Raw genomic sequence first — 14,785 nt, 5'->3', positions numbered from 1 at the left:
CGAGGCACCGCTCAGGATGGTCTCAGTACGTCGGGAGGGTCCTCGGTCCGAGGTCGTCGCGGGCGGGTGGCGGGGCCAGGCGGACGGAGGCGCCGAGGACGCTCAGGCCGTGGGTGGCGACGACGACCGGCTCCAGGGTGACCGCGACGACCTCCGGGTGGTCGTCCACCAGCCGCGACACCCGCAGGAGCAGCTCCTCCAGGGCGGGGGTGTCGACGGGGGTGGAGCCGCGCCAGCCGAAGAGGAGGGGTGCCGTCCGGATCGAGCGGATGAGCGAGGTCGCCTCGCGGTCGGTGACCGGGACCAGCCGGTGCGCGGTGTCGCCGAGGAGCTGGGAGGCGGCTCCGGCCAGCCCGAAGGACAGCACGGCGCCGGCCGCGGGGTCGATCACGGCCCGTACGACGGTGTCGACGCCGCGCGGGGCCATGCGCTGCACGACCGGGCGCAGCTCCTCGGGCTTGCCGAACAGGTCGGTCAATTCGGCGTACGCCCGCCGCAGTTGCTCCTCGTCCGCCAGGTCGAGCCGGACGCCGCCGAGGTCGGCGCGGTGCCGCAGGTGCGGGGCCGTGGCCTTGAGGGCGACGGGGTAGCCGAGGGTGCGGGCGGCGTCGGCGGCCGTGTCAGGGGTGGGGGCGTGCAGGGCGCGGTGCGCCTCGATGCCGTACTTGCCGAGCAGGTCACACGTCTCGTCCATGCCGAGCGTGAGGCCCTGACCGCGCGCGAGCAGCCCGTCGATCAGCCGGGCCGCGCCCTTCTCGTCGATGTCCTCGTACTCGGGCACCTTGCCGGGCTCGGCCGCCTCGCGCCGCCACTGGGCGTACCTGACGGCTTCCCCGAGGGCGCGGACGGCCCGCTCGGCGGCGGGGTAGGCGGGGATGAGGCGGGGGGCGTCCGCCGGGGTGTCCGCCGGCTGGGGCGGTGCCTCGACCGGGAAGTCGAGGGGGCGGATCGGGTGGGTGCGGAGCGCGGAGCCGGGTGCGGCCGAACCCGAGCGCGGTGCCGTGCTGGCGGCGGCGGACAGCGCCTCGGCGAGCCCGCCCAGCTCCACGTGCACCACAAGGACCGGCTTGCCCGGCACCCGCTCGGCCGCCGTGCGCAGGGCCTCCGCCAGCTCGGCGTCCCCGGTCGACGCGTCGCCGATGGCCGGTATGGCGGTGACGACGACCGCGTCGCAGGTCTCGTCGGCGAGGGCGTGCGAGAGCGCCTCGTGGAAGTCCGCCGCCGAGGCCGCCGTCGTCAGGTCCAGCGGCGGCAGGGGCCGCAGGCCCTCCGCCAGGCACGCGTCATAGGTCAGCAGTCCCAGTGACTCGGAGTTGCCCAGGATCGCCACGCGCGGCCCGGCGGGCAGCGGCTGGCGGGCGAGCAGCAGCCCCGCGTCCACCAGCTCGGTGATCGTGTCGACCCGGATCACGCCGGCCTGGCGCAGCAGCGCGGAGACCGTGGCGTGCGGCAGCCGCGTGGCCCGTACCGCGTGCCCCTGGGGCGCGGCGCCGCCGTGCCGTGCGCCCTGGACCACCACCAGCGGCTTCGCGGCGGCCGTGCGCCGGGCGAGGCGGGTGAACTTGCGGGGGTTGCCGATGGACTCCAGGTACATCAGCGCCACGTCGGTGTCCGGGTCGTCGTACCAGTACTGCAGGACGTCGTTGCCCGAGACGTCGGCCCGGTTGCCGGAGGACACGAAGGTCGACACGCCCGTGACTCCGGTCACCCCGCCGCCGCGCCGGTGCAGCCGGGACAGCAGCGCGATGCCGATCGCGCCGGACTGCGCGAACAGGCCGATCCGGCCGGGGCGGGGCATCTCGGGCGCGAGCGAGGCGTTCAGCCGTACGTCGGCGGAGGTGTTGATGACCCCGAAGGCGTTCGGGCCGATGATGCGCATGCCGTACGCGCGCGCGTGCCGGACGAGTTCGCGCTGCCGCTCGCGCCCGTCGGGGCCGCTCTCCGCGTAACCGGCGGAGAGCACGACCAGCCCCTGCACGCCGTGCTCGCCGCACTCGGTGACGACTTCGGGGACGTACTCGGCCCGGACGGCGACCACCACGAGGTCGACCTGCTCCTCGATGTCCCGCACGGTGCGGTGCGCGGGGACTCCGTCGAGCTCCTTGAGGTCCTCCGGGAACGCCCTGTTCACGGCGTACAGCCGCCCCGTGAACCCGGCGTCCCTGATGTTGCCGAGAACGCTGCGGCCCACCCCGCCGGGCGTGCGGCCCACGCCGACGACGGCGACGGAACCGGGCACCAGCAGCCGCTGCACGGACCGGGCCTCGGCGCGCTGCTCGCGCGCGTACTGCACGGCGAGGGAGCGGTCCGTCGGCTCCAGGTCGAACTCCAGGCGTACGACGCCGTCCTCGAAGCTGCGCTTCTGGGTGTACCCGGCGTCGGTGAACACCTTGATCATCTTGGTGTTGGCCGGCAGCACCTCGGCGGCGAACCGGCGGATGTCCCGCTCGCGCGCGACCGCGCCGATGTGTTCGAGCAGAGCGGAGGCGACACCGCGGCCCTGGTGGGCGTCCTGGACGAGGAAGGCGACCTCGGCCTCGTCGGCCGGTGCGGACGCGGGCATTCCGTCGGCGCCGATCCGGTCGTAGCGTACGGTGGCGATGAACTCGCCGCCCACCGTGGCCGCGAGTCCCACCCGGTCCACAAAGTCGTGGTGCGTGAAGCGGTGGACGTCCTTCGCGGACAGTCGCGGGTAGGGCGCGAAGAAGCGGTAGTACTTCGACTCGTCCGACACCTGCTCGTAGAAGCTGACCAGGCGCTCGGCGTCATCGACGGTGATGGGGCGGATGCGCGCGGTGCCGCCGTCGCGCAGCACCACGTCGGCTTCCCAGTGGGCGGGGTACTCGTGCCGGTCCGAGGCGCTCTGCATGGGGCCCAGAGTACGGCTCGCGTACGACAACGGCGCGAGGCAGTCTGTGGAGGACGGAAGTCGGGTCGAGGCCGCGACCCGACGGTCACCGAAGGGCGGGACGTTCGTCCCGTTCCGGCGTGCTTCACGGGTGTGGGAAACTGGTCTAGACAACCCTGAAAACCGAAGGGCAGCATCACATGGCTGAGCGCCGCGTCAACGTCGGCTGGGCCGAGGGCCTTCACGCCCGCCCCGCCTCCATCTTCGTCCGAGCCGCCACGGCCACAGGCGTCCCGGTGACGATCGCCAAGGCCGACGGCAACCCCGTCAACGCGGCCTCCATGCTGGCCGTCCTGGGCCTGGGCGCCCAGGGCGGCGAGGAGCTCGTCCTCGCCTCCGACGCGGACGGGGCGGACGCCGCCCTCGACCGTCTGGCGAAGCTGGTCTCCGAGGGTCTCGAGGAACTGCCCGAGACGGTCTGAGTGACCTGAGCGGGTATCCGTAGCGAACGGTGAAGCCGCGTCCGCCTTGTCCGGCGGACGCGGCTTCACTCATTTCGAGCGGGCGTCGACGGAATTCACGGCACCGTGGCGGCGCATCCGAAAAAGGGCAGCGTAAATTCACCGCCGCCGAATATCTCTCTTTGTATACGGTGCCTGTGTTAATGCCGCAGGCTCGGCATGTTTACGGGATGTTGCGAATTCCTCACACGCTCCGGGCGCGCGCCGGCGGGGCCGAGCCGCAGCCGGTGTGCGGAGATCGCGCGCTCGGTGTGCAGTGCCGTGAGCGCACGGGCGCGTTCGCCGTCGCCGCGCGCCACCGCGTCCACGATCGCGCCGTGCTCGGCCCAGGACTCCACGGGGTTGGCCGGGGCCTCCACGGCATACATCCAGGCGATCTTGTGGCGCAGCTGGGTCAGCATCGAGGTCAGGGCGGGGCTGCCGGAGGCCTGGGCCAGCGTCTCGTGGAACCAGCCGCCCAGGGAGCGCAGGTCGTCGCTGTTTCCCCGCCTGGCCCGCTCCTGTCCCAGCCTGACCAGGCCGCGCAGGACCTTCAGATGGGCCTCGGTGCGGCGCTGCGCGGCCCGGGAGGCGCCCAGCGGCTCCAGGAGGGCGCGCATCTCCAGCAGGTCGGCGGCCTCCTGCTCGGTCGGTTCGGCGACGCACGCGCCCGCGTGCCGACGGGTCACCACGAACCCCTCGGCCTCCAGGGTGCGCAGGGCCTCCCGGACGGGGACGCGGGAGACGCCGTAGCGGCGGGCGAGCAGTTCCTCGGTGAGCCGGCCGCCACGCTCGTGGACACCGGCGACGATGTCGTCCCGGATCGCCGTGCACACCGAATGCGCCGGAATACGCATGACCGACCTCCGCTTTAATCCCCGTGAAACGTCGACGAATGACGTGTTCTCGGTGACTCTATTGCAACGGGCCGGAATTTCCGACGCCGGGCCGGAATCCATGGATATTTTTTGGACAGCGGATCGGATCGGAAACGCCGAAAGCCCCGGCTCGGGGAGCCGGGGCCTCGGTCGGACGCGGTGCCGGCGTCAGACGTTCACGCCGTGCGAGCGCAGGTAGGCGATCGGGTCGATGTCGGAGCCGTACTCCGGGGAGGTGCGGGCCTCGAAGTGCAGGTGGGGCCCGGTGACGTTGCCGGTGGCGCCGGACAGGCCGATCTGCTGTCCGGGAGTGACGCTCTGGCCCACCGAGACGCCGATGGACGACAGGTGGCCGTACTGGGTGTACGTGCCGTCGTTCATCTTGATCACGACGTTGTTGCCGTACGCCCCGCCCCAGCCGGCCTCGACGACGGTGCCGGCGCCGACCGCGTGGACGGCGGTGCCGCTCGCGGCGTGGAAGTCGATGCCGGTGTGGCTGCCGGAGGACCACACGGCCCCGCCGGCCTTGTAGCCCGTGGAGACGTACGAGCCGGCGATCGGGGTGACGAAGGACAGCAGGCGCTTGCGCTCGGCCTCACGGGCGGCGCGCTCCTTGACCTCGCGCTCCAGCGCGGCCTTCGCGGCCGCCTTCTTGCGCGCGGCCTCCTGTGCGGCCTTCTTCGCGGCGGCGGCCTCCTTGGCCGCGCGCTCCTGGGCGATGGCCTGGGCGTCGATCTGGTCCACGATCGAGTTCTCGACGGTGATGACGGGGATGAGGCCGGTCTGCTCCGCGGCGGGCTCGGCGGCGAGCGCCGGAGCGGCCAGCGTGCCCATGACGCCGGTGGCGGTGAGTGCGGCGACGCCCGCCGCACGGGCGGTGGAGCGCTGCATCCGGCTGGGCCGGCGATGCTTCCCGCTGGGACGACTCTTCCCGGTGGCGCAGGTGAACGCCATGTAGTGGCTGGTCCTTTCCTTCCCTCTCGCCTACCGGGTTAGCTGACGGGTTCGGAGCAGGAAGGTCTCCTACGGACCCCCTCGCGGCTCGCGCGGGCGTCCGATTCACCCCAGGGACTGCGGTGGGTCCCCGGCTCCCCTGGCTCGCGCCGTACGGGGACTCGGCGATGGCTGTCCGGTGCCGCGGGCGCGGCGCCGTGCCTGACGGACAGCCCGGAAGACGCTAAACGGGACAACTTTCAATCCCCAAACGGATCCCGGCTTTTGTAGTGCATCCCACAGGTCAGACAGGCAACCTCTCCCTCAATTCGGGCATAAAGGGGCCCTGGTGACTCTTTCGTCACCAGGGCCCCTACGCGCGCGTGGCGCCAGGAGCGTCTCCTGGAACCGCCCGCCGGCGTCTACTCGGCCGCCACGACCGTGACTTCGCCGATGCCGAGGGCCTCGACGGGCTCCCGGATCTCGGCCGCGTCGCCGACGAGGATCGTCACCAGACGGTCCACCGGGAAGGCGCTCACCGCCGCCGCGGTGGCCTCGACGGTGCCGGTGGCGGCGAGCTGCTGGTACAGCGTCGCCTGGTAGTCGTCGGGCAGGTGCTGCTCGACCTGGTCCGCCAGCGTGTTCGCCACGGACGCGGCGGTCTCGTACTTCAGCGGCGCCACCCCGACGAGGTTCTGCACGGCGAAGTCCCGCTCGGCGTCGGTGAGCCCCTCGGCGGCGACGCCCCGCAGGACCTTCCACAGGTCGTCCAGGGCCGGGCCGGTGTTCGGGGTGTCGACGGAGCCGCTGATCGCGAGCATCGCCGCGCCCGAGCCGTCCGGGGCGGAGCGCAGGACCTGCCCGAAGGCGCGCACGCCGTAGGTGTAGCCCTTCTCCTCGCGCAGGACCTTGTCCAGGCGGGAGGTGAGGGTGCCGCCGAGGCAGTACGTGCCGAGCACCTGGGCGGGCCACACCCGGTCGTGCCGGTCGGCGCCGACGCGGCCGATCAGCAGCTGCGTCTGGACGGCGCCGGGACGGTCGACGATGACGACGCGCCCGGTGTCGTCGGCGGTCACCGGCGGGACGGGGCGAGGCTCGGCCGAGGAGCCGGTCCAGGCGCCCAGGGTGTCGCCGAGCAGGGCGTCGAGGTCGACGCCGGTCAGGTCGCCGACGACCACGACGGTGGAGGTGGCGGGGCGGACATGCCGCTCGTAGAAGGCGCGTACGCCCGCCGAGTCGATCCCCTCGACGGTGTCCTCGGTGCCCTGGCGGGGGCGGGACATGCGCGAGGTCGGCGGGAACAGCTCCTTGGAGAGCTCCTTGGCGGCTCGGCGCGAGGGGTTGGCCAGCTCGTGCGGGATCTCGTCGAGGCGGTTGCGCACCAGGCGCTCCACCTCGGCGTCGTCGAAAGCGGGCGCCCGGAGCGCGTCGGCGAGCAGGCCCAAGGCCTTCGGCAGCCGGGAGACGGGGACTTCCAGGCTGACGCGGACGCCGGGGTGGTCGGCGTAGGCGTCGAGCGTGGCGCCGCAGCGCTCCAGCTCGGCGGCGAACTCCTCGGCGGTGTGCTTGTCAGTGCCCTCGGACAGGGCGCGCGCCATGATCGTGGCGATGCCGTCGAGGCCCTTCGGCTCGGCGTCCAGGGGCGTGTCCAGGAGCACCTCGACGGCGACGACCTGCTGGCCGGGGCGGTGGCAGCGCAGGACCGTGAGGCCGTTGTCCAGCTTGCCGCGCTCGGGTGCCGGGAATGCCCAGGGCCGCGGCCGGCCGGCCTTGGGCTGCGGGTGGAACTCCATGCTGGCGAGCTCGGTCACTGGGCCGACTCCTCGTTCTCGTCGGTGGTGGCGGCTTCCGCGTCCTCGTCGGCGACCGGCTCGTACACCAGCACCGCGCGGTTGTCGGGACGCAGCCGGGCCTGGGCGACCGCCTTGACCTCCTCGGCGGTGACGTCGAGGACGCGCTTGACCGCGGTGAACGCCAGCTGCGGGTCACCGAACAGGACGGCGTACCGGCACAGTTCGTCGGCGCGGCCCGCGACCGTGCCGAGCCGGTCCAGCCACTCGCGCTCGAGCTGGGCCTGGGCGCGCTCCATCTCCTCGGCGGTGGGGCCCTCCTGCGCGAAGCGGGCGAGCTCCTCGTCGACGGCCGACTCGATGACGGGCACCTCGACATCGCCGGAGGTCTTCACGTCCAGCCAGCCCAGGGAGGGCGCTCCGGCCAGGCGCAGCAGGCCGAACCCGGCCGCCACCGCCGTACGGTCACGCCGCACGAGCCGGTTGTACAGACGGGAGGACTCGCCGCCGCCGAGCACGGTCAGCGCCAGGTCGGCGGCGTCGCACTCGCGCGTGCCGTCCTTGGGGAGGCGGTAGGCCGCCATCATCGCGCGCGCCGGGACGTTCTCCTCGACGACCTCGCGCAGCTGCTCGCCGATGGTGTCGGGCAGCGAGCCGTCGCGCGGCGCGGGCTTGCCGTCGTGGGAGGGGATGGTGCCGAAGTACTTCTCGACCCAGGCGAGCGTCTGCTCGGGGTCGATGTCGCCGACGATCGACAGCACGGCGTTGTTGGGCGCGTAGTAGGTGCGGAAGAACGCGCGGGCGTCCTCCAGGCTGGCCGCGTCCAGGTCGGCCATCGAGCCGATCGGCGTGTGGTGGTACGGGTGCCCGTCCGGGTACGACAGGGCGGTCAGCTTCTCGAAGGCCGTGCCGTACGGAACGTTGTCGTAGCGCTGGCGGCGCTCGTTCTTGACGACGTCGCGCTGGTTCTCCAGGCCCTCCTCGTCGAGCGCCACCAGGAGGCTGCCCATGCGGTCGGCCTCCAGCCACAGCGCGAGCTCCAGCTGGTGGGCGGGCATGGTCTCGAAGTAGTTGGTGCGCTCGAAGCTGGTGGTGCCGTTCGGCGAGCCGCCGGCGCCCTGGACGAGCTCGAAGTGCCCCGTGCCCTTGACGCTGCTCGACCCCTGGAACATCAGGTGCTCGAAGAGGTGGGCGAGTCCGGTACGGCCCTTGACCTCGTGGCGGGAGCCGACGTCGTACCAGAGACAGACCGCGGCGACCGGCGTGAGGTGGTCCTCGGAGAGCACCACGCGCAGGCCGTTGGCCAGGCGGTGCTCCGTCGCGGTGAGGCCGCCGGATTGTGCCTCCGGTGTGGCCGTGTGACCCATGGGCAAGGTGTCCTTCCGGTCGCGTGCACTGCGCTTTGCCGAGCAGTTCGGCTTGCGTTCCTGCCACTGTATGCAGCGTCCGAAGGGTCGGCGAAGTTCCCGGTCAGAACGCCTGGGTGCGACGCGTGGGCGCGAGCCCGGGCACTGCCCGCCCCGGGTCCGCGCTTCGCGCCCCGACCTGCGGATCGGGGACGGCCGCGGGCCGCCGCGTGGTCGCGCACTCCCGCGCGGCCCGGGCGACCTCGCCGGACCCCCTGTCGATCACTCCGGCGAGTGAACGGTGAACCGGCGTGACCTTGCCGCCGGGGGCGACGCACCCCATGGAGCGGCACCCGTGGCCGCCTGTCGGTAGGGCCCGGGAATTCCGCGGGACCGCTCCTGGCCCGTTGCACGTCCGCGTGCAAGCACCGGGCCGGCCTGGGAGTTGATGCCGGTTCCCTCCCCTCGGTCGCCGTCGGGGGCGGACGTCGGCGACACTTCTCACGCGCCGGGTGGGAGGCCAACATCGGATCCTGGTCGGTGGTTGTCAGTGCCGCGGTCCACAATGGTCCGCGTCATATCCGTCAAACGCTTCAGCAAGGAGCCGGCAGCGATGGCCCGCCGTAGCACGAAGACCCCGCCGCCCGACGACTCGTACGAGGAGAAGATCCTCGACATCGACGTCGTCGACGAGATGCAGGGCTCCTTCCTCGAGTACGCGTACTCGGTCATCTACTCCCGAGCCCTGCCGGACGCTCGCGACGGGCTCAAGCCGGTGCATCGCCGCATCGTGTACCAGATGAACGAGATGGGCCTGCGCCCCGACCGCGGCTATGTGAAGTGCGCCCGCGTCGTCGGCGAGGTCATGGGTAAGTTGCACCCGCACGGCGACGCGTCGATCTACGACGCCCTGGTGCGCATGGCCCAGCCCTTCTCGATGCGCGTCCCGCTGGTCGACGGTCACGGCAACTTCGGCTCGCTGGGCAACGACGACCCGCCGGCCGCCATGCGGTACACCGAGTGCCGGCAGGCGCAGGCGACGAGCCTGATGACCGAGTCGATCGACGAGGACACGGTCGACTTCGCGCCCAACTACGACGGTCAGGAGCAGGAGCCGGTGGCGCTGCCCGCCGCCTTCCCGAACCTCCTGGTCAACGGCGCCTCGGGCATCGCCGTCGGCATGGCCACGAACATGCCGCCGCACAACCTCGGCGAGGTCATCGCGGCCGCCCGCCATCTGATCCGCCACCCGAACGCGGATCTGGACACCCTGATGAAGTACGTCCCGGGCCCCGACCTGCCCACGGGCGGCCGGATCGTCGGCCTCGCCGGTATCCGGGACGCGTACGAGTCGGGCCGCGGCACCTTCAAGATCCGCGCCACGGTGGAGATCGAGACCGTGACCGCCCGCCGCAAGGGCCTCGTCATCACCGAGCTGCCCTTCGCGGTCGGCCCGGAGAAGGTCATCGCCAAGATCAAGGACCTGGTCGGCTCGAAGAAGATCCAGGGCATCGCCGACGTCAAGGACCTCACCGACCGCGCGCACGGCCTGCGCCTGGTCATCGAGATCAAGAACGGCTTCGTGCCGGAGGCGGTCCTCGAACAGCTCTACAAGCTGACGCCGATGGAGGAGTCCTTCGGTATCAACAACGTCGCGCTGGTCGACGGCCAGCCCCTCACCCTGGGCCTCAAGGAGCTCCTGGAGGTCTACCTCGACCACCGCTTCGAGGTCGTCCGGCGCCGCAGCGAGTTCCGCCGCGGCAAGCGCCGTGACCGTCTGCACCTGGTCGAGGGCCTGCTCACGGCGCTCGTCGACATCGACGAGGTCATCCGTCTGATCCGCTCCAGCGAGAACAGCGCCGAGGCGAAGGAGCGCCTGATGGAGCGCTTCTCGCTGTCCGAGGTCCAGACCCAGTACATCCTCGACACGCCGCTGCGCCGCCTCACCAAGTACGACCGCATCGAGCTGGAGGCGGAGAAGGAGCGGCTCAACGCGGAGATCGCCGAGCTGACCCGGATCCTCGAGTCGGACGCCGAGCTGCGCAAGCTGGTCTCCTCCGAACTGGCGGCGGTGGCCAAGAAGTTCGGTACCGAGCGGCGCACGGTCCTGCTGGAGGCGGCGGGCACCCCGGTCGCCGCCGTGCCGCTGCAGGTGGCGGACGACCCTTGCCGGGTGCTGCTGTCGTCCACGGAGCTGCTGGCCCGTACGGCCAACGGCGACCCGTTCGCCGAGGACGGCGACGCCAAGCGCTCCAAGCACGACGTGATCGTCTCGGCGGTGCCGGCCACGGCACGCGGCGAGGTGGGCGCGGTGACGTCCGCCGGCCGGCTGCTGCGGATCAACGTCATCGATCTGCCTCAGCTGCCGGAGACGGCGTCGAGACCGAACCTCGCGGGCGGCGCGCCGCTGTCGGAGTTCGTCTCCCTGGAGGACGGCGAGTCGGTGGTCTGCCTGACGACGCTGGACGAGTCCTCCCCCGGCCTCGCGATCGGCACGGCGCAGGGTGTCGTGAAGCGTGTGGTGCCCGACTACCCGTCCAACAAGGAGGAGTTGGAGGTCATCACCCTGAAGGAGGGCGACCGGATCGTCGGCGCGATCGAGCTGCGCACGGGTGAGGAGGACCTGGTCTTCATCACGGACGACGCCCAGCTGCTGCGCTACCAGGCCGCGCAGGTCCGGCCGCAGGGCCGGGCCGCGGGCGGTATGGCGGGCATCAAGCTCACCGAGGGCGCGAAGGTCATCTCCTTCACGGCGGTGGACCCGGCGGCCGACGCGGTGGTGTTCACGGTCGCGGGCTCGCGCGGCACGCTGGACGACTCGGTCCAGACGACGGCCAAGCTGACCCCGTTCGACCAGTTCCCGCGCAAGGGCCGCGCCACGGGCGGTGTCCGCTGCCAGCGGTTCCTGAAGGGCGAGGACTGCCTGTCCCTGGCCTGGGCGGGCGCCACCCCGGCCCGGGCCGCACAGAAGAACGGCACCCCGGTCGAGCTCCCGGAGATGGATCCGCGCCGCGACGGCTCGGGGGTGTCGCTGGCCAAGACGGTGTCGGTGGTGGCGGGGCCGGTGTAGGCCGGCCTACACCGACTGGTCCGACTGGTCCGACTGGTCCGACTGGTCGGACAGGTCGGACAGGTCGTCCGGGCCCCGCCCGTCAGGGTCTTGCACATAGCGCAGAACGCCCCACATGCCGTGCTCGTCGGTGTGTGGGGCGTCGCTCTTGCACGCGTCGAGTTCCTTGGCGATGGCGGCGGTGTCGATGCCGGACCCGATCAGGACGAGCTGGGTGGGACGGGCGCCGGCGGCCGGCCACGGCTCCGGGTAGAAGCGCAGGAACGGCCCGACGGCGTGCACGGCGTAGCGGTTCGCGGTGTCGTACGGGCCGAAGTCGACGTACCCCTTGATCCGGTACAGCCCCTGCGGCCTGCTGTCCAGGAACGCCATCAACCGGCGCGGATCGAGCGGCTCTTCGGAGACGAAGGACAGGCTGTCGTAGGCGCTGTGCAGATGGTCGGCGTGGTCCTCGCCATGGCGCTCGTACAGGTCGTCGAACGACAGCTGCCCGATACGTTCCTCGGTGGGCCGGCAGTCGAAGAGGAACTCGGGGTCGACACGACCGTAGATGGCGGGCACGACGGCGGCGCGCTCGGCGAGCTCACGGACGACCCCGAGGACGCGCTCCCCGTCGCCGGCCCGGTCGGTCTTGTTGACCACGACGAGGTCGGCGAGCGCGAGATGCCGCTCGATCTCGGGGTGCTTGGCGCGCGTGTCGTCGAACTCGACGGCGTCGACGACCTCGACGAGCCCGCCGTACACGATGCCGGGATGCTCACTGGCGAGCACCATGCGCACGAGTTCCTGGGGCTCGGCAAGCCCGCTGGCCTCGATGACGATGACGTCGATGCCGGTGGCGGGCCGGGCCAGCCGCTCCAGATAGACGTCCAGCTCACTGGCGTCGACCGCGCAGCACAGACAGCCGTTGCCGAGGGAGACGGTGGAGTCGCCGAGCGCGCCGGCGACGGCCATGGCATCGATCTCGATGGCGCCGAAGTCGTTGACGATGGCCCCGATGCGGGTGCCTCCGCTGCGGTGGAGGAGGTGGTTGAGCAGAGTCGTCTTGCCGGAACCGAGGAATCCGGCGAGAACGACGACCGGGATCTGCTGCGGACCGGGGCTCGGCTTGCTCAACGTGCGACCTTTCTCACGCCGACGGGTGCACCGGCTCGCGGCTCGGCGCACATAGGAGGATCTGAATGCCGACCCAGGATACGAGCCGGAAGAATCCCCGCGAAGTGAACGATTGTTAGCAGCACTTGCCGGGCAGACGTTGGGCATGGCGCCGGAGTGTGCGACCCTCGCATCCCTCTGTGCGCCTCCTCTCCGCCTCCCCGCCGATCAGAGCCGCTCGGCACTCTGGGAGACGGCAAGCGCCGCCCACCGCTCGCCGGTCCCCTCCAGTCGACCCGCACCCCGACGACCGGCGGACGGCCGCCTGATCGGGGGTAGTTGACATGGCCACACGGAAAATTACAGCGGGGAGGCTGGCCACCACCGCGGCCGGCTTACTGCTCGCCACCGCCACCTTGACGCTCGCCTCGCGTCAGCGACGTCTGGAAGAGGCTCGCCTGCAGATGAGGCACCTGGAACTCGAGGAGCTGGCTTCCCGGCGCAAGGCCCTGGAGCACCAGCAGCGAATGCACTGGGAACTTCTGTCGAAGGCGATCGACGACCCCTCGCTGGCCGCGGTGATCGACACCTACGACAAGAGCATTCCCGCCGAGAAGCGGCGGCAGTTCTTCTACGCCAACGCCTGGTACGTCAACCTCTACCACCTGTACAGGATGGGGATCCTGGACCTCGACGGGCTGTTCGGACGTCTGCGCGAGATCTTCCAGAGCCCAGTGCTGCGCGAATACTGGGAGGCTTCTCGAGGGCAGCGCGCCACCCTGGAGCCGTCGTCGGACGAGGCCAAGATCGGCCGCATGGTGGATGCGCTCATCAAGGACCTGGACGAAGCCGACACCGACGAATGGTGGGTGGTGGGCAACCCACCGCCCATGTGATCACCCCTCCGGGGGTTCCCCCCTCAACGATGGGCGGGCACGCGACGAGTGTCCCGTCTCAGTGAAGGTGAACCACGTCGAGGCTGTGACCAGCGATGAGTCATGTTGAGTGAGACGCGGTGCGGCGCGACGTCTCACTGAATCCGAAGTCTGTGAGTCATGCGCTGCCTCGCGCTCGGCAGCGAACTCGTCGAGGAGCTCGCAAAGGACCTTGATCGCGTGCTGTTCGTCCTCAGGCGGAGGATTCCAGAAGTCGTCCCAGCCGTTCGGGAGAGCTATGTGGAGGACCTGGCCGGGCCAGGCGTGGCCGCAGTCGCGTCCGTGACGGGCGACGAGCCAGTTGTGCCAGCCGGTGAGCCCGGGCTCGCCGTGCCGGAGAGCATGCTGGTCATAACCGGTCAGGAAAGCGGTCAGCATGTGGAAGGGGGGCTTGCCGACGAACATGCCGGGACGTCGGCCGATGCTGGCGAAGTACTCGCGTTCAGCCATCTCCGAGAGGGGCTTCATGCGTCCGCTCCCCCCTCGTCACTGGCGCTGTCGTCCAGGTCTGGACGAAGCCTGCTGCGGGCCACCTCCAGGCGTTCGGCGCAGTCCGCCGCAAAGATCTCCGGGAGCGACTTGTCGAGCGTTCCGGCAATGCGGTGAAGGGGCGCCCTGACCGCCGCGTCGCCGACGAGACGACCGAGGTCCGTCATCTGCACCTGCTCCAGCCAGTCCGACAGGACCAGCGCCTCATCCGAGGTGAGCTTGATGATGATCTCCGGATTCAGCACCCCTCGAACATAGTTCGTCGACCCTGCGCTGTCAGAGGTGCCTGGCACAGTCCCGCTGTGGACATTGATTCCTTCTGGGAGCTCATCGAGGAGTGCCGGCGTCGGGCGCAGGGCCCGGACGAGCGGCTCGCGTGGCTGCGTAGCGCCTTGTCGCGAAGGGCGCTGGCTGATGTCGTGCAGTTCCAGGTGCGCTTGGACGAAGTGACGCACGAGGCGTTCACGTGGGATCTGTGGGCAGCAGCGGACCGGATCTTCGGTGGCTGGTGTTCGGATGACGGATTCCGCTACTTCGGCCTGTGGATGGTGGGGCTCGGCCGTGATGCCTTCTCCAGGGCGCTGGCTGATCCGGACTCTCTGGCCGACGTTCCGGAGGTCCAGCGCTTGAGGGGACGCCCGCGGGAGATGTGGAACGACGACTGGCCCGAGTGGGAGTCTCTCGACTATGTCGCGATGGCGGCGTATGGGGGCCTGACCGGTATCGACGACGACTGCAGCGAGGCGTTTCATGAGGCTGTCGAGGCCGAACAAGGAGATGCAGAGGGCAGTTGGGGGCCGCTCGGTCAGCGGTGGGACGTGCGACGCGAGGACGAGGCGGCACGCAAGCTGCCGAGACTGAGCGTGATGTTTCCTCTGTGACCGTTCGCCTGAACGAGTCG

General features: G+C 70.9%; 12 protein-coding genes and 1 riboswitch. Of the genes, 4 read left to right on the top strand and 8 right to left on the bottom strand.

What is annotated here, in order from left to right; genetic code table 11:
• Positions 1 to 22 precede the first annotated feature (22 nt).
• Positions 23 to 2,869: a GNAT family N-acetyltransferase gene (locus ACIRD7_RS00505; RefSeq protein WP_403447809.1), complete on the bottom strand. Its 2,847-nt coding sequence runs from the start codon at positions 2,867 to 2,869 to the stop codon at positions 23 to 25.
• 179 nt (positions 2,870 to 3,048) lie between these two features.
• On the opposite strand from ACIRD7_RS00505, the gene ACIRD7_RS00500 reads away from it, so the two are divergent.
• Positions 3,049 to 3,330 carry an HPr family phosphocarrier protein gene (locus tag ACIRD7_RS00500; protein ID WP_403447807.1) on the top strand — a complete coding sequence of 94 codons (282 nt, stop codon included), beginning with the start codon at positions 3,049 to 3,051 and terminating at the stop codon, positions 3,328 to 3,330.
• Between the two features lie 179 nt (positions 3,331 to 3,509).
• On the opposite strand, the gene ACIRD7_RS00495 is transcribed toward ACIRD7_RS00500, so the two are convergent.
• The 4 genes from ACIRD7_RS00495 to ACIRD7_RS00480 form a co-directional block, all read right to left on the bottom strand.
• Positions 3,510 to 4,205, bottom strand: coding sequence for a GntR family transcriptional regulator (locus tag ACIRD7_RS00495; RefSeq protein ID WP_403447806.1), 696 nt, complete (start codon positions 4,203 to 4,205; stop codon positions 3,510 to 3,512).
• 189 nt (positions 4,206 to 4,394) lie between these two features.
• Positions 4,395 to 5,180 (bottom strand): M23 family metallopeptidase, encoded by a 786-nt coding sequence (locus tag ACIRD7_RS00490; RefSeq protein WP_403447804.1) that lies wholly within the window; start codon positions 5,178 to 5,180, stop codon positions 4,395 to 4,397.
• Positions 5,181 to 5,192: 12 nt separating this feature from the next.
• A riboswitch (cyclic di-AMP (ydaO/yuaA leader) is annotated at positions 5,193 to 5,357 on the bottom strand.
• Positions 5,358 to 5,581: 224 nt separating this feature from the next.
• On the bottom strand, positions 5,582 to 6,970 hold the full coding sequence (locus ACIRD7_RS00485) for a M16 family metallopeptidase (RefSeq protein WP_403447802.1): 1,389 nt from the start codon (positions 6,968 to 6,970) through the stop codon (positions 5,582 to 5,584).
• Complete coding sequence (locus tag ACIRD7_RS00480) at positions 6,967 to 8,316, bottom strand: M16 family metallopeptidase (RefSeq protein ID WP_403447801.1); 1,350 nt, start codon at positions 8,314 to 8,316, stop codon at positions 6,967 to 6,969. Before ACIRD7_RS00480 ends, ACIRD7_RS00485 begins: the two co-directional genes overlap by 4 nt.
• 592 nt (positions 8,317 to 8,908) lie before the next feature.
• Between ACIRD7_RS00480 and ACIRD7_RS00475 the strand changes: the two genes are divergently transcribed.
• Entirely contained in the window at positions 8,909 to 11,365 is a 2,457-nt protein-coding gene (locus ACIRD7_RS00475) for a DNA topoisomerase (ATP-hydrolyzing) subunit A (RefSeq protein WP_403447800.1), read from the top strand.
• 6 nt (positions 11,366 to 11,371) lie between these two features.
• Here the strand turns inward: ACIRD7_RS00475 and ACIRD7_RS00470 are convergent, their stop codons facing one another.
• Positions 11,372 to 12,481 (bottom strand): CobW family GTP-binding protein, encoded by a 1,110-nt coding sequence (locus tag ACIRD7_RS00470; RefSeq protein WP_403447798.1) that lies wholly within the window; start codon positions 12,479 to 12,481, stop codon positions 11,372 to 11,374.
• Between the two features lie 323 nt (positions 12,482 to 12,804).
• Between ACIRD7_RS00470 and ACIRD7_RS00465 the strand changes: the two genes are divergently transcribed.
• The gene (locus ACIRD7_RS00465; RefSeq protein WP_403447796.1) at positions 12,805 to 13,356 is read left to right on the top strand and encodes a DUF6082 family protein; all 552 of its coding nucleotides are present in this window, start codon (positions 12,805 to 12,807) and stop codon (positions 13,354 to 13,356) included.
• Here ACIRD7_RS00465 and ACIRD7_RS00460 read toward each other — a convergent pair whose 3' ends face one another.
• Positions 13,357 to 13,863 carry a hypothetical protein gene (locus ACIRD7_RS00460; RefSeq protein WP_403447795.1) on the bottom strand — a complete coding sequence of 169 codons (507 nt, stop codon included), beginning with the start codon at positions 13,861 to 13,863 and terminating at the stop codon, positions 13,357 to 13,359.
• Positions 13,860 to 14,129: a hypothetical protein gene (locus ACIRD7_RS00455; RefSeq protein ID WP_403447793.1), complete on the bottom strand. Its 270-nt coding sequence runs from the start codon at positions 14,127 to 14,129 to the stop codon at positions 13,860 to 13,862. Before ACIRD7_RS00455 ends, ACIRD7_RS00460 begins: the two co-directional genes overlap by 4 nt.
• A 57-nt stretch (positions 14,130 to 14,186) precedes the next feature.
• Between ACIRD7_RS00455 and ACIRD7_RS00450 the strand changes: the two genes are divergently transcribed.
• On the top strand, positions 14,187 to 14,765 hold the full coding sequence (locus ACIRD7_RS00450) for a DUF4240 domain-containing protein (RefSeq protein ID WP_403447791.1): 579 nt from the start codon (positions 14,187 to 14,189) through the stop codon (positions 14,763 to 14,765).
• Positions 14,766 to 14,785: the final 20 nt, after the last annotated feature.

This window comes from Streptomyces sp. NPDC093568 (assembly GCF_044764945.1).
Lineage (GTDB): Bacteria > Actinomycetota > Actinomycetes > Streptomycetales > Streptomycetaceae > Streptomyces.
Note: the sequence above shows the minus strand (reverse complement) of the source record. Positions and strands in the feature narration are given on the sequence as shown.